The following is a 25,785-nucleotide window of genomic DNA, read 5'->3' as shown; positions in this document are numbered from 1 at the left end:
GCGCGGGGCGGGCGGCGGGTGGTGTCACGGGCGGAGGGCCGAGCAGGGTCCCGGCTGGCTCCTCCGCCCGGGTCGGTCAGTCCTCGTCGGCGAACCTGGCGATGAACTCGTCGAGTTCGTCCTGGTCGAGGTCGACGAGCGGTTCCTCGGCCTCCTCCGCCTCCCCGTCGGCGGCCTCCGGCACCGATTCGCCGGCCACGGCGGCCAGTTCGGCGACGGTCTTGTGGGTGAAGACGTCCCGCGGGGAGATCTCCAGCCCGGCCTCGCGCGCCGCGGTGACCAGCTTGATCGACATGATCGAGTCGCCGCCGAGCGCGAAGAAGCTGTCGTCGATGCCGATCCGCTCGACCCGGAGCACGTCCACGAAGAGCTGCCGCAGCAGTTCCTCGCGCGGGGTGCGCGGCTCCCGGCCGCCCTCGGCGCCGGCGAAGCGGGGGGCGGGCAGCGCGGCGCGGTCCAGCTTGCCGTGCGGGGTGGTGGGCAGCTCGGGGATCTCGACCACGGCGGCCGGCACCATGTACTCGGGCAGATGGGCGGCGACCAGCTCGCGCAGCGCGGCGGGGTCGGTGCCGGCCGGCCCGGCCGGGACGACGTAGGCGACCAGCTGCCGCGCGCCGGGGGTGTCCTCGCGCAGCTGCACGGTGGCGTGCCGCACGCCCGGGTCGGTGGCCAGCACGGCCTCGATCTCGCCCGGCTCGATCCGGAAGCCGCGCAGCTTCACCTGGTCGTCGGCCCGGCGCACGTAGTCGAGGCGGCCGTCCGGCAGCCAGCGGGCGATGTCGCCGGTGCGGTACATCCGGGCGCCGGGCCCGCCGAAGGGGTCGGCGACGTAGCGGCTCGCGGTGAGGTCGGCGCGGTGCAGGTAGCCCCGGGCCAGGCCGGCTCCGGAGATGTACACCTCGCCGGGCACCCCGGCGGGCAGCGGGCGCAGGCAGTGGTCCAGGACCCGGATCCGGGCGCCGACGACGGGGACGCCGATCGACACGGCGACGCCGGGCTCCAGCGGGCCGCCGACCGTCGCGATGATCGTCGTCTCGGTCGGGCCGTAGATGTTCAGCATCCGCCGGCCCGGGGCCCAGCGGGCCACCAGCTCGGGCGGCAGGACCTCGCCGCCGGTGACGATCGTGATCCCCTCCGGCAGGCTGCCGTCGGCCATGGCGGCCAGCGAGGACGGCGGGACGGTCAGGGTCTGCACCCCGGTCCGGGCCACCCAGTCGGCCAGCGGCTGCCCGGGGAGCATCTCCTCGTAGCTGCCGACGACCACGCAGGAGCCGCTCAGCAGCGCGGTGTTGAGCTCGCCCATGGCGCCGTCGAAGCTGGGCGAGGCGAACCACAGCACCTTGCGGCCGGGGCCGAGGTCCAGGTGCCGACGCTGGGTCGCCAGGAAGCTCGCCAGGCCGGCGTGGGTGACCAGGACGCCCTTGGGGCGGCCGGTGGAGCCCGAGGTGAAGATGACGTACGCGCCGCAGCCGGGCAGCAGCGGGCGGCCGCGCTCGACGTCGGTCACCTCGCCGGAGGGGGTGTCCGCCGGGGCGGCGAGCCCGTCGGTGGTGACGACCCGGTCGCGCAGTCCGGCCGGGATCTTCGCGACGGCTTCGGGCGCGGCCAGGATCAGGTCCGGCCGGGCGTCGGTGAGCATGAACCCGATCCGGTCCGCCGGGTAGTCGGTGTCCACCGGCATGTGGACGGAGCCGCTCTTCCAGATCGCCAGGATGGTGGTGACCAGCTCGGCACTGCGGGGCAGCAGCACCGCGACGATGCGCTCCGGGCCGGCCCCGTGCGACAGCAGGACGCGCGCCGTCCGGTTGGCCCGGGCGTCGAGTTCGGCGTAGCTCAGCTCCTCGGTGCCGGTCAGCACGGCCGGCGCCCCGGGGTGCTCGGCGACCCGCTGGGCGAACAGCTCCGGGATGGTGGCCGCGGGCGCGGCGGGGGCGGTCGCGGCCCACCGTTCCAGGACGGTCTCCCGGGTGGTCGCGGACAGCAGGTCGAGCGCGGCGAGCGGGGTCCGCGGCGCCTCGGCGAAGGTCTCCAGCACCCGCAGCACCGAGGCCAGCAGGTCGCCCGCCTCGGCCTCGCCGTAGAGGTCGGTGCGGTAGTGGAGCTTGAGGTCCAGGTGCTCGCCCGGGCGCGCCAGCAGCCGCAGCGGGTAGTGCGCGGAGCCGGGGACGGACGGCTCGCGCAGCCCGATGTCCAGTCCGGGCACCGGCCGGCGCACCTCGGGGTGGTGGACCCCGGCGTTCTCGAAGCCGACGATGGTGTCGAAGAGTTCGCCGAGGCCGACGGCCCGCTGGATCTCCGGCAGCCCGAGGTGGTGGTGGGCGATCAGCTCGGACTGCTCGGTCTGCATCCGGACCAGAGCGGCGGACAGCGGCTCCGCCGGATCGAGCACGGCCCGGAACGGCACGGTGTTCATGACCAGGCCGATCGCGTCCTCGACGCCCGGCAGCTCGGGCGTGCGCCCGGACACCGCGGCGCCGAAGACGACGTCGCCGCGGCCGGTCAGCCGCTCCAGGGCGATCGCCCAGGCGCCGTTCACCAGGGTGTTCACGGTGATCCCGGCGGCGCGGGCCGCGGCGGTGATCCGGGCGGAGGCCTCCGCGTCCAGGACCTGGTGGACGGTGCCCTGCCCGGCCAGCACCGACAGGTCGGCGTGCGGGGCGACCAGCGTGGGCTCGTCCAGGCCGGCCAGGGCACCGGCCCAGGCCGTGCCGGCCGCCGCGCCGTCCCGGCCGGAGAGCCAGGCGAGCACCCGGCGGAACGGCACCGGCTCCGGCAGCCCCTCTGCGGAGCCGCCGGTGGCGTACGCGGCGAAGACCTCGCGGAAGACCAGCGGCACCGACCAGCCGTCCAGCAGGATGTGGTGGTCCGTCACGACCAGTACGTGGCGGTCGTCGGCGAGCCGGACCAGCAGCGCCCGCAGCAGCGGGGCCGAGCCCGGCGGGAACGGGCGGTCGTGCTCCTCGGCCACCAGCTCCTCGACCCGGCGGGCCTGCTCCGGGGCGGCCTGGCCGCCGAGGTCGACCTCCTGCCACGGCACCCCGACCCGCTCGGGGATCACCTGCACGGCCCGGCCGGAGCGCAGCCGCACGAAGCGGGCCCGCAGGTTGGCGTGCCGGGCGAGGACGGTGTCGAAGGCGGCGCGCAGGACGGCGGGCGTCACCTCGCCGTCCAGGTCGAAGACCTGCTGGGTGACGTACGGGTCGACCCGGTCGGGCGCGAGCAGGGCGTGGAAGCTCATGCCCTGCTGGAGCGGGGTCAGCGGCCACACGTCGACGGCGTCGGGGTGGGCGGCCTCGATCTCGGCGCTCTCCTCGGCGGTCAGGTCGAGCAGCGGGCCCTCGGGCAGCGGCTCGTCCGCGGCACCGGTGACGGCGGCGGCGGTGGCGGTGGCGGTGGCGGCGGTGGCGGTGGCGGTGGCGGTGGCGTCGCCGGACTCCGGGTCGGCATCCCGGGCGGCGGCGACCAGGGCCGCCACCGTGCGGTGCAGGAAGACGTCCCGGGGGCTCAGCGCCAGCCCGGCCCGGCGGGCCAGCGCGGAGAGCCGCATCGACAGCAGCGAGTCGCCGCCCAGGTTGAAGAAGTTGTCGTGGATGCCGATCCGCTCGACCCGCAGCACCTCGGCGAACAGCCCGCGGAGCAGTTCCTCCTGCTCGTCGCGCGGCTCGCCGCCCTCGCCGCCGCCGCCGCCGCCGAAGCGGACCGCGGGCAGCGCCGCCTTGTCCACCTTGCCGTTGACGGTCACCGGCAGCTCGTCCAGCACGACCACGGCGGACGGCACCATGTAGCCGGGCAGCACCTCGGCGGCCCGGGCGCGCAGCGCCGCGCCGTCCGCGGTGGCGCCGGGCGCGGCGACCACGTAGGCGACCAGCATCGGGGATCCGGGGCCGTCCTCGCGGGCCACCGCGACGGCGTGCCGCACGGCCGGGTCGGCGGCCAGCACGGCCTCGACCTCGCCGGGCTCGACCCGGAAGCCGCGGATCTTGATCTGGTCGTCGGTGCGGCCGAGGAAGACCAGGGTGCCGTCGTCGTCCCGCTGCGCACGGTCGCCGGTGCGGTACATCCGGGCGCCCGGCTCGCCGAACGGGTCGGCGACGAAGCGCTCGGCGGTGAGCACCCGCTGTCCGAGGTAGCCGCGGGCGAGGCCGGCGCCGGCCAGGTACAGCTCGCCGGTGACGCCGGGCGGGACGGGCCGCAGCGCGTCGTCCAGCAGGTGGGCGCGCAGGTTGTCGGCCGGACCGCCGATCACCGGGTGCTCGTGCGCCGCGAGGCGGGCGTACATCGGGTCGACGGTGCACTCGGCCGGGCCGTACAGGTTGTACGCGGAAAGGCCCTCGGCGGCGCGCAGCCGCTGCCACAGCGGCTCGTCGACGGCCTCGCCGCCGAGCGCGAGCACGCGGACCGTACGGCCCTCGTCCAGCAGTCCCTCGGCGATCAGCTGGCGGGCGAAGCTCGGCGTGGTGTCGAGCACCTCGATGCCGTGCCGGGTGACGTGGTCGAGCAGGGCGTGCGGGTCGGCCCGCAGCTCCTCCTCGATCATGTGCAGCTCGTGCCCGCCGACCATCCACAGCAGCTGGCTCCACGAGGCGTCGAACACCAGGGAGTTGGTCAGTGCGGCGCGCAGCGGCCGGCCGGCCGCGGCCTGCTCGGGCTCGAACAGGTGGTTGCGGTGGCTGTGGAACATGTTGGCCAGCGACCGGTGCTCGACCGCCACGCCCTTGGGGCGGCCGGTCGAGCCGGAGGTGTGGATGGTGTACGCCAGGTTCTCCGGGCGCAGCGGGGCGATCCGCTCGTCGTCGGTGAGGGCGGTGCCGTTGGGCTCGTGCGGCAGTTCGTCCAGCAGCACCCGCTCGGTCCCCCCGGGCAGCCGGGCGGCGGACGCACCGGTGGTGACCACGAGGTGCGGGCGCAGTTCGGCGAAGACGGCGGCGATCCGTTCGGCGGGCTGTTCGAGGTCCACCGGGACGTACACCGCGCCGGACTTGAGGATCGCCAGCAGGGTGACGACGGCCTGGGCGGTGCGCGGCAGGGCCATCACCACGGGCCGCTCGGGGGCGGCGCCGCGGGCGACCAGCTGCCGGGCCAGCCGGTTGGCGGCGGTGTCGAGCTCGGCGAAGGTGAGCCGCTCGGTGCCGCAGCCGACCGCGGGCGCGTCCGGCGTGCGGGCGGCCTGCTGCTCGAACAGCTCGACCAGGGTGCCGGGCGGTGTGGCGACCGGGGCCGGGGCGGCGGCGCGCTCGATGCGGCGCCGCTCCTCCCCGGTGAGCAGCGGGAGCCGGCCGACCGGGGTGTCCGGCCGCTCGACGGCGTGCCCGACCAGCAGGCCCAGGCGTTCCAGCAGCGCCTCGGCCCGGGCCCTCGGGTACAGGTCGGCGCGGTAGTTGAGCTCGAAGACGGTGGTCGGGCCGGGGAAGACGGCGAGGCTGAGCGGGTAGTGGGTGCCCTCCGGCACCTCGTCGACGGCGTCACCGGCGAGCGCGAGGCGCAGGCCGGCGACCTCGACGCCGCGGGCGGAGGCCGGCAGCGGGAAGTTCTCGAAGGCGACGGTGGTGTCGAAGAGGCTGTCGTGCCCGCTGATGCGGTGGATGTCGGCCAGGCCGAGCCAGGAGTGCTCGGCGAGGGCGGCCTGCTCGTCCTGGACGCGGTCGAGCAGTGCGCCGAACGGCTCGGTGCGGTCGATCCGCACGCGGGCCGGGACGGTGTTGATCAGCAGGCCGACGACCCGGTCCACGCCGGGGACGGCGGCCGGGCGGTCGGCCACGGTGCAGCCGAAGACCACGTCGTCGCTGCCGGTCATCAGTGCGAGCAGCAGCGACCAGGCGCCCTGGATCACGGTGTTGACGGTGAGGTTGCGGCCGCGGGCGGCCTCGGTCAGCGCGCGGGAGCGCTCCTCGTCCAGCTCCAGGCGGATCCGGTGCTGGGCGACGTCGCCGCCGGCGAGTTCGGCGCCGCGGCCGAGCAGGGTGGGGCCCTCCAGGCCGGCCAGGGCCTTGCCCCAGGCGGCCTCGGTGGCGTCGCGGTTGCGGGTGCTCAGCCAGCCGAGGTAGTCGCCGACGGAGACCGCGGGATCCAGGGCGGTGGCGTCGCCGCCGTGGTGGAGGATCCGGAACAGGTCCTCGACGACCACCGGCATCGACCAACCGTCCATCAGGATGTGGTGGTTGGTGAGGACGAGGACGTGCCGGTCGGCGGCCAGCGCGACCAGGGTGAAGCGCAGCAGCGGGGGCTGGGTCATCTCGAAGCGGCGGTGGCGCTCCCCGGTGAGCACCTCGCGCAGCCGGCGCTGCTGCTCGGCGGGGTCGAGGCCGGTGAGGGAGACCTCGGCCCACGGCAGCTCCACCCGGGACGCCACGGCCTGGAACGGTTCGCCGGAGCGGCGCTGGAGGAACCCGACGCGCAGCGCGGGGTGCCGGGCCACGACCAGTTCGCAGGCGCGGCGCAGCGCGTCCCGGTCCAGCGCTCCGGTGAGCTCGATCGGGAGCTGCATGTTGTAGTGGTCGACGCCGTCCTGCCCGCCGTCGTACAGGGCGTGGAAGAGCATGCCCTCCTGCAGCGGTGTCAACGGCCAGATCGCGTCGAACGAGGTCGGCTTCATTTCCCACTTCTCCAGTGCGCTTCGAGTTCGGCGAGCTCGTCGGCGTCGAGTTCGAGCTGCGGCGCCGCGGGCGGGGCGACGGCCGCCTCGGGCTCGATCCCGGTGGCGACCTCCGCCAGGGCCGCCACGGTGCGGTGACGGAACACGTCCCGTGGGGTGAGGGACAGGCCGGCGATCCGGGCCCGCCCGGCCAGCCGGGTGGAGGCGATGGAGTCGCCGCCCAGGTCGAAGAAGTTGTCGTCGATGCCCACCTGCTGTCCGTCGAGCACCTCGGTGAAGAGGCGGCACAGCAGGCGCTCGCGGTCGGTGCGCGGCTCGCGCCGTTCCCGCCGGCCGGCCTGCGGGGCGGGAAGGGCGGTCCGGTCGAGCTTGCCGTTGGGGGTGAGCGGCAGGGCGGTCAGCGACACGATCGCGGACGGGACCATGTACGCGGGCAGTTGTTCCGCGACCTGCTTGCGGGCGGTCTCCAGATCAGGCACCGCGCCCGGCTGCGGCACCGCGTACGAGACGATCCGCGGGCTGCCGGGGACGTCCTCGCGGACGACCGTGGCGACCTGCCGGATGCCGTCCACCGCGGACAGTGCCGAGTCGATCTCGCCGAGCTCGATCCGGTGGCCGCGGATCTTCACCTGGTGGTCGGCGCGGTCGAGGTAGCGCACCGCGCCGTCGGGGCGGCGCAGGCCGAGGTCGCCGGTGCGGTACATCCGGGTGCCGGGCGGGCCGAAGGGGTCGGGGACGAACCGTTCGGCCGTCAGCAGCGGTCGGCGGGTGTAGCCGTCGGTCACGCCGGTGCCGGCGATGTAGATCTCTCCGGGCGTGCCGACCGGGACGGGGCGCAGGGCGCCGTCCAGCAGGTACACCCGCAGGTTGTCGGCCGGGCTGCCGACGGGGACGTCGGCGGTGCCGGTCTCCGACCCGGCCTGCCAGCCGGTGGTGTAGATCGAGACCTCGGTCGGGCCGTACAGGTTGTGCAGACCGGCGTCGCAGGCCTTGCGGAAACGTTCCACCAGACCGGCGGTCATCTTCTCGCCGCCGCAGAACACCTGGCGCAGGCTGTCGCACGCGGCGGCGCCGGGCTCCAGCAGGAACAGCTCCAGGGTGGACGGCACGAACTGCGCGGTGTGGATGCGCTCGGTGCGGATCAGCTCCGGCAGGTAGCCGGGGTGCTGGTCGGCCTCCGGCAGCGCGACCACCATCGTCGCGCCGGCGTGCAGGGTCCAGAAGATCTCCCACACCGACGGGTCGAAGCTGATCGAGGTGCGCTGCAGCACCCGGTCGCCGGGCGTCAGCGGGAAGCGGCGCTGCATCCAGCGCAGGTAGTTCACGATGCCGCGGTGGGCGACCACGATGCCCTTGGGGCGGCCGGTGGATCCGGAGGTGAAGATCACGTACGCGGTGTGCACCGGGTCGACCGCGCGGTCCGGCGCCGGGCCCGGGGTCTCGCGCGCCGACAGCTCGGCGAAGCTCCGCTCGTCCAGGGTGAGCGCCGGGCGGGCGTCCTCGGTCATCGCCCGGACGCGCTCCGGCGGGTACTCCGGGTCCAGCGGGAGGTAGGCGGCGCCGGTGCGCAGCACCGCGAGCAGCGCCACGACCAGGTCCACGCCGCGCGGCAGCGCCACCGCGACCACGTCGCCGGGGCCGATCCCGTCGGCAGCCAGGGTGGCGGCCAACTCCCCCGAGAGCGCGTCGAGTTCGGCGTAGCTGACCCGGCGCTCGCCGTACACCACGGCCTCGGCGTCCGGGGTGCGGCGGGCCTGCGCGGTGAACAGGCCGTGCAGGGTGCCCCCCTCGTGCGGCACGGCCGTGGAGCCGCCGTCCCCGACCAGCGCACGGCGCTCCTCCTCGTCGACCAACCCGACGCGCCCGAGCGGCAGTTCGGGCGAGTCGACGAAGGCCTGCAGGTACCGCTCCAACCGGCCCAGCAGCGCCTCGGCCTGCTCGGCGGAGTAGAGGTCGGGGCGGTGGGTCAGCTCCAGGCGCAGCTGCCGGCCGGGGTGGACGATCAGGCTGAGCGGGTAGTGGGTGACGCCGGTGCGGTCGGACTCGGCGACGGCGATCTCCACCCCCGGCAGGGCGCGGCGGATCGCCTCGCGGTCGGCCGGCGCGTTCTCGAACACCATGGTGGTGTCGAAGAGTTCGCCCAGGCCGAGGCCGCGCTGGATGTCGGCCAGGCCCAGGTGGTGGTGCGCGCCGAGCGCGGCCTGCTCGGCCTGCACCTCGGTGAGCAGCTCGGCCAGGGTCCGCTCGGCGGAGAGCCGGACCCGCACCGGGACGGTGTTCATCACCAGGCCGACCAGGTCCTGCATCCCGGCCAGCTGCGGCGGCCGGGCGGAGACCGAGGTTCCGAAGACCACGTCGTCCCGGCCGGTCAGCTGCCCGAGCAGGGCCGCCCAGGCGCCCTGGAGGACGGTGTTGACGGTCAGGCCGGCCGTCCGGGCGGTGCGGGCCAGGTCCGCGGAGAGCTTCCCGGACAGCGCCCGGCGGGTCAGCGCGGGCATCTCGGTGGTCAGCGCGGCCCCGGGAGCGACCAGGCAGGGCTGCTCGACCCCGGCCAGCGCGCGCTTCCAGGCGTCCGCGGCGCTCTCCTTCGGCTGGCGGTCCTGCCAGCGCAGGTAGGCCGCGAAGGACACCTGCTCGGACGGCTCGGAGACCTCCGAGTAGGCCGCGAACAGGTCCTTCAGCATGATCCCGACGGACCAGCCGTCGAAGAGCACGTGGTGGCTGGTGAAGACCAGCAGGTGCCGGTCGTCGGCGGTGCTGACCACCGCGAACCGCAGCAGCGGCGGCCGGGCCAGGTCGAAGCGGGTCGCCTTGTCGGCGGCCAGCAGCTCGGCCGTACGGGTGCGCTGCTCCTCGGCGTCCAGCCCGCGCAGGTCGTGCTCGGCCCACGGCACCGTGACCCGGGCCGGAACGCTCTGCCGGGCCTCGCCCAGCTCGTCGAGGTCGAAGCGGGCGCGCAGCGCGTCGTGCCGGGCGACCAGGGCGTCGCAGGCGGCGTGCAGCCGGTCGAGCGCGACCTCGCCGGTCAGGTCGAACACCATCTGGCCGATGTACGGGTCGGCGCCGGTGTCGTCGGCGTACAGCGAGTGGAACAGCATGCCGCGCTGCAGCGGGGTCAGCGGCAGCCCCTCGGCCGGGCCGCCGGCGTCGGTCAGCAGCGACCGGTCGAGGTCCGCGGCCCGGCCGCCGTCGGCGACCGCGGCCATGGTGGCGGCCGTGCGGTAGGTCAGGACGTCCTGCGGGGTGAGCGCGAGCCCGGAGTTGACCGCCCGGGCGGCGAGCTGGACGGCGGTGATGGAGTCGCCGCCCAGGTCGAAGAAGCCGTCGTCGATGCCGATCCCCTCCGCGCCGAGCACCTCGTGCAGCAGTTCGCACAGCAGGGTCTCGGTGCGGGTGCGCGGCGGCCGGCGGGTGGCGCCGCCGCGGATGTCGGGCTCCGGCAGCGCGTCCCGGTCGATCTTGTTGTTGGAGGTGAGCGGGAACGCGTCCAGCACGACGACCGCCGCGGGCACCATGTGCTCCGGCAGGGTCCGGCCGACCCAGGCCCGCAGCTCGGCGGGCTCGACGGCGGCGCCCGGTGCGGGCACCACGTAGGCGACCAGGCGGCGCGCACTGCCCTGCGCGGCCCGGGCCACCGCGGCGGCCCGGGCGACCGCGGGGTGCGCGGTGAGTCTGCTCTCCACCTCGCCGAGCTCGACCCGGAAGCCGCGGATCTTCACCTGGTGGTCGCTGCGGCCGACGAAGTGCAGCTTGCCGTCCGGCCCCCAGGAGCCGTTGTCGCCCGTGCGGTACATCCGGCTGCCGGGCGGGCCCCACGGGTCGGCGACGAAGCGCTGCGCGGTGAGGTCGGGCCGGCGGTGGTAGCCGACCGAGACGCCGGGGCCGGCCAGGTGGATCTCGCCGGTGACACCGGGCGGCACCGGGCGCAGCAGCGCGTCCAGGACGTACACCCGGGCGTTGTGCAGCGGCGAGCCGATCGACGGCGTGCCGGGCCCGCTCAGCGGGCCGGTCATGGTGGTGAACACGGTGCTCTCGGTGGCGCCGTACACGTTGTGCAGCCGGTGCGCGCCGCCCCAGCGGCGGACCAGCTCGGCGGGCAGCGCCTCCGCCCCGACCGCGATGATCAGGTCGTCCGGCAGCGAGCCGGGCGGGAACGCGGCCAGCACCGACGGCACGGTGCCCACGCAGCTGACCCGGTGCTCGGCGATGAACTCGGCCAGCTGCGGGCCGGGCATCAGCTTCGGCGGGGCGATCACCGCGCAGCCGCCGCTCATCAGCCAGACCGACAGCTCCCACATCGACGGGTCGAAGCTGGGCGAGCTGATCATCAGCACCCGCTCGCCCGGGCGCAGCGCCAGCACGCCGGGCTGGGACTCGGCGAAGTCGGCCAGGCCGGTGTGCGGCACCAGCACGCCCTTGGGGCGGCCGGTGGAGCCCGAGGTGTAGATCATGTACGCGATGTCGGCCGGGGTCGGCGCGGTCGGGGGCGCCGGCTCGGCGGGGTCGGCGGCGTCCAGCTCGGCGGCCACCGCGGGGTCGTCGAGGTGCACCGCGGCCAGGCCGTCGCGGGCCGGGAGCCCGTCGGCGTGCCGGGTGACCATCAGGTCGGGCCGGGCGTCGGAGAGCATCCCGTCCACCCGGTCCGCCGGGTAGCCCGGGTCCACCGGGAAGTAGACGGCGCCGGCCTTCATCACCGCGAGCAGCGCCACCAGGTTGTCCAGGCCGCGCGGCAGGGCGACGGCGACGAAACCGCCGCGGTGCACACCGCGTTCGAGCAGCATCCGCGCCAGGCGGTTCACCCGGGCGTCGAGCTCCCGGTAGGTGAGGGTGCGCCCCTCGAAGTCCACCGCGTCGGCGTCCGGGGTGCGGGCGGCCTGGCGCTCGAACAGCGCCGGCAGGGTGATCCGCTCGGTCGGCCACTCGGTGTCGTTGAAGTCGTTCAGCACCCGGTCCTGCTCGACGGCCGTCGCCAGCTGCAGCCGGGCCAGCGGGGTGTCCGGGTCGGCCTCGGCCAGGCGGTGCAGGAAGGCCAGCAGCCGGACGGTGTGGGTGTCCAGGTCCGCCTGGTCGTAGCGGGCCTCGTTGCCCTCCAGGCGGACGTGCTGCCCGCCGGCCGGGTCGGGGAACAGGGTGAGCACCAGGTCGGGGACCTGGCCGGCGTTGAGGCCGGTCACGGTGGCCGGGAAGCCGGCCAGCTCGGTGCGGTCGCCGGTGGGCACCAGGTTGAGCGCCGCGTGGAACAGCCGGTCGCCCGCGTCCCGCATGCCCAGCTCGCGGCGGATGTGCTCGTGCGGGAAGCGCTGGTGGGTGAGCAGTTCGCCGAGCCGCGCGGAGGTGTGGTCGATCAGCTCGCCCACCGTCATGTCCGGCTCCAGCCGGACGCGCAGCGGGAGTTCGTTGGCGAGCATGCCCGGGGTCGCGCGGGCCGTGTCGGTGCGCCGGACGGTCGCCGTCAGGCCGAGGACCAGGTCCTGGTGGCCGCTCAGACCGCCGAGGTAGGCGGCGACCCCGGCCGCGACCACCGCCGTCCAGTCGGTGCGCCGGCGCCGGCCCAGCTTGCGCAGGGCGGTCGCGTGGGTCGAGGTCAGCAGGGTCTGCGCGCGCAGCACGTCGCCCACCCGGTCGGCGGCGCGCGGGGCCACGGTGACCGGCTCGGACCGGTCGGCCATCCGCTCCAGCCAGTACGCGCGGTCCGCCTCGTACTGCTCCGAGGCCAGGTAGGCGGCCTCCTCCAGCGGCAGCAGCAGGGAGGACGGCAGCGGGCGGCCGCCCGGCCCGGTGCCGGCCGCCATCGCCTTGTAGAGCCCGTTGATCCGCTCGGTGAGGATGGCCAGGCCCTGGATGTCGGTCAGCACGTGGTGGTAGCTGCTGTACCAGAACCAGTGGCCGGCCCCGAGCCGGAGCAGCACGTCCTCGCCCACCGGGCCGCGCCGCAGGTCGTAGGTGGTACTCATCCGGTCGGCGATCCAGCGGTGGGCGGCCAGTTCGGGGTCGGCCCGGTCGGCGAGGTCGACGACGTCCCAGCCGGCGTTCGAGCGGCCCAGGTGCTCCTGGTACGGGCCGTCGGCGTCCTCGCCCAGGCGCACCTCGAAGACCTGGCTCTCCGCGTGCGCCTGCCGGATCGCCCGGTGCCACAACTCGGGGTCGAGCGGGCCGCGGATCTCGAAGCGGCGCACCAGGTTGAACCTCGGCGAGTCCGGCGCGAACTGCTGGGCGAGCCACAGCGCCCGGCCGGCGGCGGTCAGCGGCGTGCGGTTCCCGGCCCCGCGGGTCGGCGAGTGCGAACCGGATCCTTCTCGATCGCTTGCCCGGTACACACCTGGCTCCTCTCCACGGCGGTCGGCCGGCGGCACGGGCGGCCCCCCGGCCGCTGCCCGGGGACCGCTCTGACGGTTCTCGCCGCCGATGCTTGCGCGCGCGCAGTGATCCGACCAGGAAACTGACCGGCAATCGGCCTTGCTGGTACCGGCCGTGCGGCGGACCGGAGTTGCCCGCTCGATTCCTGGCCTCCCGCCCGTACGAACCGGAGGATGCGGCCGTGGGCGGCAGCCACGTTGCTCCGACGAACGCAAGGATCTGGGAGGAATCGGTCAATGAGCATCCCCGACAGGGCCCTGCTGGACTGGGTCGAGGAGGCCTCGGAGGAGCGCGGCCTGCACTTCGCCGGTCCGGGTGACTCCTGGGAGTTCCACAGCTACGCCGAGCTGGCCGACAAGGTGCTGCGCACGGCCGAGGCGCTGCGCGCCGCCGGCGCGCAGGACGGCGACGTGGTGGCGGTCGTCCAGCGCTGCAGCCCCGGCTTCGTGGCGACGTTCTTCGGCGCCATCGCGGCCGGCTGCACGCCGTGCTCGATCGCGCCGCCGTTCGCGTTCCAGCGCGGCAGCGATTACGCCGAGCACGCACGGGCCCTCTTCGACACCGCGCAGCCCCGGGCGATCGTCTGCGACGAGGAGTCGCAGGCCCCGGTGCGCACCGTCACCGAAGGCCTCGACCTGCCCGAGCCGGTGGTCTTCGACGCGTTCATCGACGGCGTCGAGCCGGCCGCGAAGCCCTACCCCCCGGCCGAGTTCGCGCTGCTCCAGTTCACCTCCGGGTCCAGCGGCCGCTCCCGCGGCGTGCTGGTCGGCCACGAGGCGCTGACCAACGACGTGAACGCGATGCACCGCTGGCTGGAGTGGTACCCGGAGTACTCGGGCATCTCCTGGCTGCCGGTCCACCACGACATGGGCCTGATCGGCTGCATGGTCAACTTCGTGACGATGAGCTGCGACGGCTGGATGATGCAGCCGGAGGACTTCATCCGCTCCCCGCTGCGCTACCTGCGCTGCATCAGCGACAACGCGGTCGGCCTCACCGCCATGCCCAACTTCGGCCTGGCGTACATCCTGCACCGGGTGAAGCCGGCCCAGCTGGAGGGCCTGGACTTCTCGTCCTTCCGCTCGCTGATCCTCGGCGCCGAGCGGATCGACCCGCAGGTGCTGGAGGGCTTCGAGGCGCTGCTCGGCCCGCACGGCTTCGACCGGCGCGCGCTGCTGCCCGCGTACGGCGGCGCGGAGGCCACCCTGGCGGTCACCGGCCTGCCGATCGGCGAGGGCTGGAGCGAGGTCACCCTGGAGGGCGACCAGGCCGGACGCTTCGTCGGCTGCGGCCGCCCGCTGCGCGGCGTCACGGTCACCGTGGTGGACGACGAGGGCACCGAGGTGCCGGACCGCACGGTCGGCGAGGTGCTGGTGAGCGGGAACACCCTGGGCACCCGATACCAGGGCGCCGCCGGCACCGCCTCCGGCACGGTGCTCGACGGCGGGGTGCTGCACACCGGCGACGCCGGCTTCCTGCACGAGGGCCAGCTCTACGTGGTCGGCCGCCTCGGCGACGGCGTCAAGGTCCGCGGCAAGATGGTCTTCGCCGAGAGCCTGGAGGCCAAGCTGCACGAACTCGGCATCCCCCAGCGGCGGGTGGCGGTCCTGCTGGGCCACCGCGAGGACCGCGCGACCGGCGTGGTGGTGCTGGAGAAGCCCGACCCGCAGTGGCAGGCCGCGGCGCACACGGTGCTCTCCGAGGCCCTGGGCGCCGAGGCCGACCTGCTCGCGGTCGAGGTGCCGCGCGGCGGCCTCGCCGTCACCTCCAGCGGCAAGCCGCGCCGCCGGGTGATGTGGGCGGCGCTGACCGCCGGCGAACTGGGCGGCGACGTCCGGAGCCTCACGCCGGCCTGACCGGCCGGTCCCGGGGGCGCCCCGGGCCGGCCGGGCCCGGGGCGCCGCCCGCCGCCTCAGGCCGGCGAGCCGGCGGGGAGGCGCTTGCGGGACCGGACGGTCACAACCAGCGTGCGCGCCAGGAGCATTGCGCCGAACGAGATGGCCAGGAAGCCGAACCCGGTCTCGATGTCCTGGTTCTGCCCGACCTTGTAGAAGGCCGTCCGGGAGACCAACAGGCCCGCCCAGACCGCCACGGCGTACAGGCCCCCCTTGAACACGGTGTGCCCGGCGGCGTCCCGGCTGACCGGCAGCAGCGCGCCGTACGCCACGCCGAGCACCAGACCGACCCCGGTGATCGCGGCGCCGAGCCCGATCGAGGCGCCGCTCCTGTCGTGGTCGATCAGGTCGTCCTGGAGGGCTCCGACCACGATCGGAATCACCGGAAGCAGCCACGGCACGAGGGTCAATCTCTGATCCCTGAACTCACGGAGAAGTCCGAGCACCAGAACGGCTGCGGTCAGAATCTCGACCATGTTGTCTTTCACGGGGAAATCCCATCGTGTGTGAGGCGCCCGCATCGGCACCGGCGCCGTGAGCACGGGCGCGGCCTCGTCAGAACGGCGATCGGAACGGTGGTCAGAACGGCGGTCGGAACGGCGCAGAGGCACCCTACTGCAGCCCCCGCCGGTGGAATAGGGACGCCTTGCGGAAGTCTTCCGGACGTCTCCGCAGAACCGAATTCCCCTGGTGGAGACCGTTACACCCGATCGGCAGCTGGAATGCAATTCCGATTGCCGGGCACTTGCCTGGCCGGGCCGTGCGGCAGCCGGAAGCATGGCCGACGCGGGCCGGCCGGACGGCCCCGCAGCTCCCGTCCCCCCGGCGATCCCGGCCGGTCCGCGCCGGACGTCGCCCGCGGACCGTGCGACCGCAACCCGCCCCGGTTGGAGATCACCCAGTGCCTGCCCACGACTCACCGCTGGAAGCGGTCCTTCCGCTCGCGCCCCTGCAGGAGGGGCTGTTCTTCCACTCGCTGCTCGGCCAGGGCGGCATCGACGAGTACGTCAGCCAGGCCGCGCTGCGCCTGGACGGCCCGCTCGACGGCGAGCGGCTGCGCGCCGCCTGCCGGGCCGTGGTCCGCCGGCACACCGCACTGCGCGCCTCCTTCCAGCAGCGGAAGAACGGGCAGGGCGTGCAGCTGGTGCACCGCAAGGTCACCGTGCCGATCACCGAACTCGACCTGGCCGGTGGGGCGGAAGCCGCACCCGACCCGGCCGGCGGGGCGGACGCCGGACTGGCCCGGCACCTCGCCGAGGAGCGACTGCGCGGCTTCGACCTCGGCGCCCCGCCGCTGGTCCGCTTCTCGATCGTCCGGACGGCCCCCGAGTCACACGTCCTAGTGCTGACGCACCATCACATCCTGCTCGACGGCTGGTCGTTGTCGACCGTCCTGCGCGACCTGGTGGCGATCTACGCGGCCGGAGGCGAGGACACCGCCCTGCCGAAGGCCGTCCCGCCCACCGGCTACCTGGCCTGGCTCGCCAAGCGCGACGCCCGGGTGTCCGGGCAGGCGTGGCGGCAGGCCCTCGCCGGGCTCGACGCGCCCACGCTGACCGGCCCCGAGCACACCGGCGCGGCCGAGGACCTCCCCGACCTGGTCGCCGCCGAACTCCCCGCCGAGCTCACCGCAGCCGTCCGGGACGCCGCCCGCGCCCGCGGCCTGACCCTCAACACCGTCGCCCAGACCGCCTGGGCGCTCGCCCTCGCCTCGCTGACCGGGAAGACCGACGTCGTCTTCGGGCAGACCGTCTCGGTGCGCTCGGCCGCCGCCCCGCGGGTCGAGGAGATGGTCGGACTGCTCATCAACTCGGTCCCGGTACGGGTGCGCCTGGACCCGGCCGAGCCGCTGCACGCCCTCCTGGACCGGGTGCAGCGCGAACAGTCCGCACTCACCGACCACCACCACCTCCCGCTGCCCGAGATCCAGCGGTCCGCCGGGCACGGCACCCTCTTCGACACCTTCCTGGCCCTCGCCGACCCGGGCAGCGGCGACGACGCGGCCGACCGGCCCCTGGCCGGCCTGCGGATCTCCCCGCTCACCGACGACCCGGCGGCCGCCGGCCCGGACGGCGCCCGCGGCTCCACCCACTACCCGCTCAGCCTGGTGGTCGTCCCCGGCGACCGGCTGGTCCTCGAACTCACCCACCGCCGCGAGGTGTTCGACGCCGACACGGCCCGCGGCGTGCTGCGCCGGCTGGAGGCCGCGCTCACCGCCTTCGCCACCGCCCCGGACACCGCGGTGGCCGCCCTCGACCTGCTCGACGACGCCGCCCGGGCGGCCCTCCCCGTCCCCGGTGTCCCGGCCCGCGGCCCGGTGCCCGAGACCACCGTGCCCGCGCTGTTCGAGGCCCGGGTCGACCGGGCGCCGGACGCCGTCGCGCTCTCCGACCGGCACCGCGCGCTCAGCTACCGGGACGCCAACGCGGCCGCCAACCGGATCGCCCGCGCCCTGATCGCCCGCGGCATCGGCCCCGAGTCCGTGGTCGCCGTCCTGCTGCCGCACGACGCCGAGCTGGTCGTCGCGCTGCTCGGCGTGCTGAAGTCCGGCGCCGCCTACCTGCCGATCGACCCGGCGCTCCCGGCGGAACGGGTCGCCTTCATGCTCCGGGACGCCCGGCCCGCCGCGCTGCTCACCGACCGCGGCCCCACCCTCCCGGCCGAGGAGCCCCGGCCCGCCGAACCGGCGTCGGCCGGCCCGTCGCCAACCGGTCCGCTGCCCACCGACCCGCTCCCCGCCGGCCCGGCGCCGGCCCACCTGCGGCCCGCCGACCTGCTGGCCGAGCCGCACCCGGACGGGAACGTCACCGACGCCGAGCGCGTCCGCCCGCTGCGCCCCGGCAACGGCGCCTACCTGATCTACACCTCCGGCTCCACCGGCCGCCCCAAGGGCGTCCAGGTCGAGCACCGCTCCGTCGGCGTCTACCTGGACTTCGCCCGGCACACCTACCCGGGCCTGGCCGGGACGGCGATCGTGCAGTCACCGATCTCCTTCGACTTCACCGTCACCGGCGTCTGGGGCGGCCTCACCGCCGGCGGCCGGGTGCACATGGCGGAGCTCACCGAAGCCGCGCCCACCGGCCTCGGCCCGGCCACCTTCGCCAAGGTGACGCCCAGCCAGATGCCGCTGCTCGCCGACACCCACGCCTGGCTCTCGCCCACCCGCGACCTGGTGGTCGGCGGCGAGCAGCTGTCCGGCGCAATGCTGCGCGCCTGGCGGTCCGGCAACCCGACCGCCACCGCCGTCAACGAGTACGGCCCGACCGAGGCCACCGTCGGCTGCATGGAGTTCCGCAGCGGGCCCGACGACGGGATCGCCCCCGGCGCCGTCCCGATCGGCAGGGCGATCCCGGGCGCCGCGATGCACGTCCTCGACACCTGGCTGCGCCCCGTCCCGGTCGGCGTGCCCGGCGAGGTCTACATCGCCGGGCCGGGCCTGGCCCGCGGCTACGTCCGCCGCCCCGGTGCGACCGCCGAGCGCTTCGTCGCCAACCCGTTCGGCGCGCCCGGCGAGCGGATGTACCGCACCGGCGACGTCGCCCGGTGGGGCGCCGACGGCGAACTCGTCTACCTCGGCCGCGCGGACGACCAGGTCAAGATCCGCGGCCAGCGGGTGGAACCCGCCGAGATCGAGGCGGAGCTCTGCCGGCACCCGGCGGTGCGGCACTGCGTGGTCGTCGTCCGGAGCGGCCCGCAGGCCGACCGGCTGGTCGCCTACCTCGTCCTGGACGGCGCACCGGGGGTCGAGGAGCTGCGCGAGCACGTCGCCGCCCGGCTGCCCGCCGCCATGGTGCCGGACGCCTTCGTCCCCGTCCCGGAGATCCCGCTCACGCCCAACGGCAAGCTGGACCGCACCGCGCTGCCGCCCGTGCCCGACCCGGCCGAGGAGCGCACCACCGGCCGCGCGCCGCGCAACCCGGTCGAGAAGCTGCTGGTCAAGCTGTTCGGCGAGGTGCTGAACCGCGACGTGCGCTCCGTCCACGACGGCTTCTTCGAACTCGGCGGCGACTCCATCACCTCCCTGCAGCTGGTCGCCAAGGCGCGCGGCGCGGGCCTCGACCTCACCGCCAAGCAGGTCTTCGAGCACCGTACGGCGGCCGCGCTCGCCACGCTGTCCGGCACCACGGCCGGCACGGCGGCCCCGGTCACCCACGACGACGGCGTGGGCGACTTCCCGGCGCCGCCCATCGTCCACCGGCTGCGCGAACTCGGCGGCCCCGTCGACTCGTTCAACCAGTCCACGCTGCTCACCGTCCCGGCCGGGCTCGGCCTGGAGCGACTGACCGGCGCGGTGCAGGCCCTGCTCGACCGGCACGGCGCGCTGCGCATGCGCCTGACCGAGGACTGGTCGCTGACCGTCCCGGCCGTCGGTACCGGCGGCGGTACCGACGCCGGCACGGGCAGCAGTACCGCCGCCGACCGCGTCCGCCGGGTCGACGTCGCCGGGCTCGCCCCCGACGCCCTGGCCGCGGCCGTCACCGAGCACGCCGCCGACGCCACCGGCCGGCTGGACCCACGCAACGGGAACCTGCTCCAGGCGGTCTGGTTCGACGCCGGCACCGCCCCCGGCCGCCTCCTCGTCGTCGTCCACCACCTGGCCGTGGACGCCGTCTCCTGGCGCGTCCTGCTCCCCGACCTGCACGCCGCCTGGCTGGCCGCCGGCACCGGCGCCCCGGCCCGGCTCGACCCGGTGCCGACCTCGCTCCGGCGCTGGTACGAGACGCTGGCCGACGCTTCCGGACGCCCGCACGTCGTGGCGCAGCTGGAGCACTGGCGGCGCACCCTCGCCGAGGCCGGCCCCCAGCTCACCGACCGCGCCGCCGACCCGGCCCGCGACGTGCACGGCGCCGCCCGGAGCCTGACCGTCGAGCTCACCCCCGCCGAGACCGAAGCGCTGCTCACCACGCTGCCCACGGCCTTCCGGGCCGGCCCCGACGAGGTGCTGCTGACCGCCCTGGCGCTGGCCGCCGCCCGCACCCGCGGCACCGGCGGGCTGCTGGTCGACCTGGAGGGCCACGGCCGCCGCGACCTCGACGGGCTGGACCTCACCCGGACGGTCGGCTGGCTCACCACCCTGCACCCCGTGCTGCTCACCCCCGGCACCGCCGCGCGCGACGACGCGGCACTCGACGACGCGGCACTCGGCGACGCGGCACTCGACGACGCCGTGCTGGCCCGCGCCCTCAAGGCGGTCAAGGAACAGCTGCGCACCGTGCCCGACCACGGCCTCGGCTACGGGCTGCTGCGCTACCTGGACGAACGGGGCCGCGCCACCCTCGGCGGCCTCCCCCACCCGCAGGTCGCCTTCAACTACCTCGGCCGGTTCACCGCCGGGCCCGAAGCGGACTGGCGCCCGGCCGGCGAGAGCGCCGCCCCGCCCGTCCACCCCGACCAGCCGATGGCCCACCCGCTGGAGGTCAACGCGGTGGCCGAGGACGGCGGCGACGGCCTGCGGCTGACCGCCACCTGGTCCTGGGCCCCCGGCCTGCTGACCGAACCCGAGGTCCGGGCGCTGGCCGAGGAGTGGGCCACCGCACTGCGCGCCCTGGCCGCCTTCGCCGGCCGGCCCGCCGCGCACGGGATCACCCCCTCGGACGTACCGCTGGTCCGGATCACCCAGGACGAGCTGGACGCCCTCGCCCAGGACGGCCCGGTCACGGACGTCCTCCCGCTCACCCCCACCCAGCAGGGCCTGCTGTTCCACGCCCGCTACGAGCACGGCGCCCCCGACCTGCACACCGTCCAGACCGTGCTGGAACTCGACGGCGAGCTGGACGCCGACCGGATGCGCACCGCGTTCCGGGCCGTGGTGCGGCGCCACGAGGCACTGCGCGCCCGGTTCGAGTTGCTGCCCTCCGGCGAGCCCGTACAGGTCCTGGACGAGCACGCCGAGGCCCCCTGGCGCGCACTCGACCTGCGCCGCGCCGACGCGGCCCGACGGCGGGAGGTGCTCGCCGGGGAGCGCCAGGAGCCGTTCGACCCGGCCCGCTCCCCCCTGGTCCGCGGCCTGCTGGTCCGCCTCGGCAAACGCCGCCACCAGCTGGTGCTGACGCTCCACCACATCCTGGTCGACGGCCGGTCCAGCGCGATCCTGCTGCGGGACCTGGCACACCTGTACCGGCACCGCGGCGACGACGCGGGCCTGCCCGACACCGTCCCCTACCGGCGGCACTTCGACTGGCTGGAGCGGCAGGACGGCGAAGCCGCGCGCGCCGCCTGGCAGAAGGCCCTGTCCGGCGCCGAACCGACCCTGCTGGCGCCCGACACCGACCCCGCACAGGTGCACGCCCGGCCGCTGCGGCGCACCGCGGAACTCCCCGAGGAGACCACCGAGGCGCTCCGCCGGGCGGCCCGCGACCACGGCGTCACCCTCAACACCGTGGTCCAGGCGGCCTGGGCGCTCACCCTGCACCGGCTCACCGGCTCCCGCCGGCCGGTCTTCGGCGCCACCGGGTCGATCCGCACGCCGGAACTGCCAGGCCACGAGGACCTGGTCGGCCTGCTCGTCAACACCGTGCCGGTCCCGGTACGGCTGGACCCGGACGCCGGACTGGACGCCCTGCTGCGCGACCTCCACCGGGAACAGACCGAGCTGGCCCCGCACCGGCACCTGGCGCTCGGCGAGATCCTGCGCGCCGCCGGTCGCGCCGGGCAGCGCGAAGTCTTCGACAGCTGCCTGGTGTTCGAGAACTACGCGGCCGCCGAGCCGATCGGGCCGGAGGCCGGCGGGCCCGGGTCCGGTGGGGCGGAGGCCGGTGGGCCGGGGGCCGGCGGGCCGGGGGCCGGCGGGCCGGGGTCCGGTGAGCCGGGGGCCGGCGGGCCGGCGGGGTCCTCGGGTGGTCTGCGGATCACCGACACCCACGGCCATGACCCGTACCACTACCCGGTCCGGCTGACCGTCACCCCGGAGCAGCGGCTGCACCTCGCGCTCAGCCACCGGCCGGAGCTGGTCCCGACCGCACTCGCGGAACGGGCCGGCGACCTGCTGCTCGCACTGCTGCACGCCGTCGCGCAGCGGCCGACGGCGAAGGTCGGCGAGCTGCTGCCGGACCCCGACGCCCTGCGGGCCGCCCGGGACACCCTGGCGACGCTGGCGGCCGAGGCCATCGGGGCCGCGTCCGGCCCGACCGCCGACGTCGAGCCGCTGGACGCGGACGACGACTTCTTCGCCCGCGGCGGCGACTCACTGGCGGCGCTACGGCTGTCCGGCCGGATCGAGGCCGTGTTCGGCCGCCCGGTCGACATCCGCGCGGTCTTCCAGCAGCGCACCCCGCGCCGCCTGGCCGCCCTGTGCGTCCCGAGCGACGCCGCCCCCGGTTCCCCCGGCTTCACGGACCCCGACGCCGACTGACCACCCCGCCACCCGGCCGGCCCCACCCTCTCGACCTCGACAAGCCCGCACCGCGACAAGACCCGCAGAGCGACAAGACCCGCAGAGCGACCCGCAACGAAAGGCACGAGTCTGATGCAGAACCCCTTCGACAACCCGGACGGCACGTTCCTGGTCCTGCGCAACGCGGAGGGGCAGCACTCCCTCTGGCCGGCGTTCGCCGAGGTCCCGGCGGGCTGGACGGTGGCCCACGAGAAGGCCGGGCGCCAGGAGTCCCTGGACTACATCGAGCGCAACTGGACCGACATCCGGCCGCAGAGCCTGGTCGCCGCCATGGAGTCCGAGCCGGCATGACGGACGACCGCAGCGGTGACGCCGTGGTGGTGACCGGACTCGGCGCGGTCACCCCCCTCGGAGCGACGGCCAAGGACACCTGGCCGGCGCTGCTCGCCGGGCGCGGAGCCGTTGCGGCCCTGGACGACCCCTGGGCGGCCGAGCTCCCGGTCCGGATCGCGGCGCGGGCCGCGGCCGAACCCGGGGAGCTACTGGACCGGGTGCTCGCCCGCCGGGTGGACCGGGTCGGCGCCTTCGGCCTGGCAGCCGTCCGCGAGGCCTGGGCGGACGCCGGCTACGCCGGACCGGCCGGCACCCCCGGCGCCCCGGACCCGGAGCGGGTCGCGGTGGTGCTCGGCACCGGCATCGGCGGCGTGCACACCGTCGTGAACAACCACGAGGAGCTGCGCACCCGTGGGGCGCGCCGGGTCTCGCCGCACGCCGTGGCGATGCTGATGGGCAATCACACCGCCGCGCTGGCCGCCCTCGACGTCAACGCCCGGGCGCAGGCATCGGCCCCGGTCACCGCCTGCGCGGCCGGCGCCGACGCCATCGCCACCGCCCTGGACCTGATCCGGCTCGGCCGCGCCGACGTCGTGGTGGCCGGCGGTGCGGACTCGGGCGTCCACCCGCTGGTCGCCGCGGCCTTCGCCGCCATGCGCGCACTCTCCGGCCGCAACGACGAGCCGCACCGCGCCTCCCGGCCGTTCGACCGGGACCGGGACGGCTTCGTCCTCGGCGAGGGCGCGGGCGTCCTGGTGCTGGAGCGCGAGCGCCACGCCCGGGCCCGCGGGGCGCACCGGTACGGCGTCCTCGCGGGCGCCGGCCTGGCCTCCGAGGCGCACCACCCCACCGGCCCGCGCCCGGACGGCGGCGGCCTCGCCGCCGCGCTGCGCCGGGCCATGGCCGACGCCCGGCTCGACCCGGCGGCGGTCCGGCACGTCCAGGCGCACGCCACCTCCACCCCGGCCGGCGACGCGGCCGAGGCCGCGGCTCTGCGCGCGGTGTTCGGGCCGGGCGCCGTCCCGGTCTCGGCGATCAAGTCGATGACCGGCCACCTGCTGGGCGCCGCCGGCGGGCTCGCGGCGGTCGCGGCCGTCCTGTCCCTGTCCGACGGCGTCCTCCCGCCGACCGTCAACGCGGAGCACCCGGAGGAGGGCCTCGACCTGGACCTGGTCCGGGACACCCCGCGCGAGCTGCCCGCCGGCCCCGCGGCCGTCCTCTGCAACGCCTCCGGCTTCGGCGGTCACAACGTGTCGCTCGCCTTCACCCGCTGAGACCCGCCCGCACCCCGGCCCGCCGTACCCGCTCCGCTGCCCGCCGTACCGCCCCGCCTGCCCGCCGTACCGCCCCTCCCCTGTCGAAAACCACACCTGTGAGGTTGAGAACGTGCGACGCACCATGCTGAAGTCGAAGATCCACCGCGCCACCGTGACCCAGGCCGAGCTCCACTACGTCGGCTCGCTGACCCTGGACCCGGTACTGATGGAGAACGCCGACCTGCTGCCCGGCGAGCTGGTCCACGTGGTGGACGTCGACAACGGCGCCCGCCTGGAGACCTACGTCATCGAGGGCGAGCGCGGCTCGGGCGTGGTCTGCATCAACGGCGCCGCCGCCCGCCTGGTCCACCCGGGCGACACCGTGATCATCATCGCCTACGCCTCGGTCGAGAACGACGAGGCCGCGGACCTGAAGCCGGCCGTCGTCTTCGTGGACAAGTCCAACGCGGTGGTGAAGGTCGGCGTCGACCCGGCGTCCTGACCGCCACCCCGCCCCCGGGTGCCCGCCGCGCACGAGCCGGCGGGCACCCCTGTTTCTCCCCCTCGTTCCCCTGTCACTCCCCCTCGCCCCCCGGATGCCGTAACCCGCCGACCCGGTTCGGCCCCGGCGGCCGTCCCGATCACCGGCCCCTCACCCGCCCCCGCCCGTCCCCACCGGTCCCCACCCGCCCCCCGACGGCACCACCGCCCCACCGCCCCACTGCCCGCCGACGGCTCCCGGCCGGTCTCCGCGCCCGCCGCCGCCCCGGCCGGACGTTCACCGGCTGATCGACCGTCTGAGAGCATGGGCTGATGCGACCGCTGTACTCCGTTCCCCTCGGCATCGCCGCCGCCGGCGCCGCCTGCCTCGCCTACTCCGCCGGGTACGAGGTCCGGGCCTTCCGCCTCCGCCGGGTCGAGGTCCCCGTCCTCCCCCGCGGCGCCCGCCCCCTCCGGATCCTGCAGGTGTCCGACATCCACATGGTGAGCGGCCAGGGCAAGAAGCAGCGCTGGCTGAAGAGCCTGGCCGCCCTGCGCCCCGACCTCGTGGTCAACACCGGCGACAACCTCTCCGACCCGCTCGGCGTCCCCGCCACCCTCGACGCGCTCGGGCCGCTGATGGAGTTCCCCGGCGTCTACGTCTTCGGCTCCAACGACTACTACGGTCCGGCCCGCAAGAACCCGGCGCGCTACCTCCAGGCCATGCGCAGCGGCGTCCACGGCATGAACAACCCCGACGGCACCGCCGGCCGCGGCATCAGCGGCGCCGTCCACAACCCGTGGGAGAAGCTCCGCGACGGCTTCGACGCCGCCGGCTGGCTCGACCTGACCAACACCCGCGGCCGCCTCACCGTGAACGGCCTCGACCTCGAATTCACCGGCCTCGACGACCCGCACATCCGCCGCGACCGCTACAGCGCGGTCTCCGGCGGCCCCTCCCCCGACGCCGACCTCTCCCTCGCCGTCGTCCACGCCCCCTACCTGCGCGTCCTCGACGCCTTCACCGCCGACCGCTACCCACTGATCCTGGCCGGCCACACCCACGGCGGCCAGCTCTGCATCCCCTTCTACGGCGCGCTCGTCACCAACTGCGACATCGACACCCGCCGGGTGAAGGGCCTCTCCACCCACACCGCCGGCGGCCACCGCTCCCACCTCCACGTCTCCGCCGGCTGCGGCACCAACCGCTACACCCCCGTCCGCTTCGCCTGCCCCCCCGAAGCCACCCTGCTCACCCTCACCCCGGCCCCCCGCTGACCCCACCGGACGCCCGCCCGAAACCGGATTTCGTGTCTCGGCGAGCGTCCGGTAGAGTTCTACTCGTCGCGAAGGAGACGGAGCGACAAACCGCAAGACCGGGGTGTGGCGCAGCTTGGTAGCGCGCTTCGTTCGGGACGAAGAGGCCGTGGGTTCAAATCCCGCCACCCCGACCCAGTAAGACCAGCTCAGGGCCGGTCTCCCGCAAGGGAGACCGGCCCTGACTGGCTTTCCGGGGGCTCTCGGGAGAATCCTGGGAGA

General features: G+C 75.4%; 9 protein-coding genes and 1 tRNA gene. 7 read left to right on the top strand and 3 right to left on the bottom strand.

Annotation, left to right across the window (positions count from 1 at the left end):
* Positions 1 to 76: 76 nt before the first annotated feature.
* Positions 77 to 6,592, bottom strand: coding sequence for an amino acid adenylation domain-containing protein (locus tag ACZ7KX_RS11505; RefSeq protein WP_470326270.1), 6,516 nt, complete (start codon positions 6,590 to 6,592; stop codon positions 77 to 79).
* On the bottom strand, positions 6,589 to 12,909 hold the full coding sequence (locus ACZ7KX_RS11500) for an amino acid adenylation domain-containing protein (protein ID WP_470326269.1): 6,321 nt from the start codon (positions 12,907 to 12,909) through the stop codon (positions 6,589 to 6,591). Before ACZ7KX_RS11500 ends, ACZ7KX_RS11505 begins: the two co-directional genes overlap by 4 nt.
* Before the next feature lie 276 nt (positions 12,910 to 13,185).
* Here ACZ7KX_RS11500 and ACZ7KX_RS11495 point away from each other — a divergent pair, with 276 nt between their 5' ends.
* Positions 13,186 to 14,805, top strand: coding sequence for an AMP-binding protein (locus tag ACZ7KX_RS11495; protein WP_470326268.1), 1,620 nt, complete (start codon positions 13,186 to 13,188; stop codon positions 14,803 to 14,805).
* A 56-nt stretch (positions 14,806 to 14,861) separates the two neighbouring features.
* On the opposite strand, the gene ACZ7KX_RS11490 is transcribed toward ACZ7KX_RS11495, so the two are convergent.
* Positions 14,862 to 15,254 carry a hypothetical protein gene (locus ACZ7KX_RS11490; RefSeq protein WP_470326267.1) on the bottom strand — a complete coding sequence of 131 codons (393 nt, stop codon included), beginning with the start codon at positions 15,252 to 15,254 and terminating at the stop codon, positions 14,862 to 14,864.
* A 491-nt stretch (positions 15,255 to 15,745) separates the two neighbouring features.
* Between ACZ7KX_RS11490 and ACZ7KX_RS11485 the strand changes: the two genes are divergently transcribed.
* The 6 genes from ACZ7KX_RS11485 to ACZ7KX_RS11460 all read left to right on the top strand — a co-directional run bounded on the left by ACZ7KX_RS11485 (position 15,746) and on the right by ACZ7KX_RS11460 (position 25,697).
* The gene (locus ACZ7KX_RS11485) at positions 15,746 to 22,195 is read left to right on the top strand and encodes an amino acid adenylation domain-containing protein (RefSeq protein WP_470326266.1); all 6,450 of its coding nucleotides are present in this window, start codon (positions 15,746 to 15,748) and stop codon (positions 22,193 to 22,195) included.
* A gap of 114 nt (positions 22,196 to 22,309) precedes the next feature.
* Positions 22,310 to 22,528, top strand: a complete 219-nt coding sequence (locus ACZ7KX_RS11480; RefSeq protein WP_396545038.1) for an MbtH family protein — start codon at positions 22,310 to 22,312, stop codon at positions 22,526 to 22,528.
* Positions 22,525 to 23,784: a beta-ketoacyl-[acyl-carrier-protein] synthase family protein gene (locus tag ACZ7KX_RS11475; RefSeq protein ID WP_470326265.1), complete on the top strand. Its 1,260-nt coding sequence runs from the start codon at positions 22,525 to 22,527 to the stop codon at positions 23,782 to 23,784. Before ACZ7KX_RS11480 ends, ACZ7KX_RS11475 begins: the two co-directional genes overlap by 4 nt.
* A 112-nt stretch (positions 23,785 to 23,896) precedes the next feature.
* Positions 23,897 to 24,268, top strand: coding sequence for an aspartate 1-decarboxylase (panD, locus tag ACZ7KX_RS11470; protein WP_350628587.1), 372 nt, complete (start codon positions 23,897 to 23,899; stop codon positions 24,266 to 24,268).
* A gap of 311 nt (positions 24,269 to 24,579) precedes the next feature.
* Positions 24,580 to 25,524, top strand: a complete 945-nt coding sequence (locus ACZ7KX_RS11465; protein ID WP_470326264.1) for a metallophosphoesterase — start codon at positions 24,580 to 24,582, stop codon at positions 25,522 to 25,524.
* Positions 25,525 to 25,623: 99 nt separating this feature from the next.
* Positions 25,624 to 25,697: transfer RNA gene (locus tag ACZ7KX_RS11460), tRNA-Pro, on the top strand.
* The last annotated feature ends 88 nt before the right edge of the window (positions 25,698 to 25,785 follow it).

It is taken from the genome of Kitasatospora sp. NPDC038210 (genome assembly GCF_055600605.1).
Note: the sequence above shows the minus strand (reverse complement) of the source record. Positions and strands in the feature narration are given on the sequence as shown.

Coding starts and splice junctions, on each gene's coding strand:
- ACZ7KX_RS11505 (WP_470326270.1), bottom strand. CDS start 6,592: ATGAAGCCGACCTCGTTCGACGCGATCTGGCCGTTGACACCGCTGCAG.
- ACZ7KX_RS11495 (WP_470326268.1), top strand. CDS start 13,186: ATGAGCATCCCCGACAGGGCCCTGCTGGACTGGGTCGAGGAGGCCTCG.
- ACZ7KX_RS11480 (WP_396545038.1), top strand. CDS start 22,310: ATGCAGAACCCCTTCGACAACCCGGACGGCACGTTCCTGGTCCTGCGC.
- ACZ7KX_RS11475 (WP_470326265.1), top strand. CDS start 22,525: ATGACGGACGACCGCAGCGGTGACGCCGTGGTGGTGACCGGACTCGGC.
- ACZ7KX_RS11465 (WP_470326264.1), top strand. CDS start 24,580: ATGCGACCGCTGTACTCCGTTCCCCTCGGCATCGCCGCCGCCGGCGCC.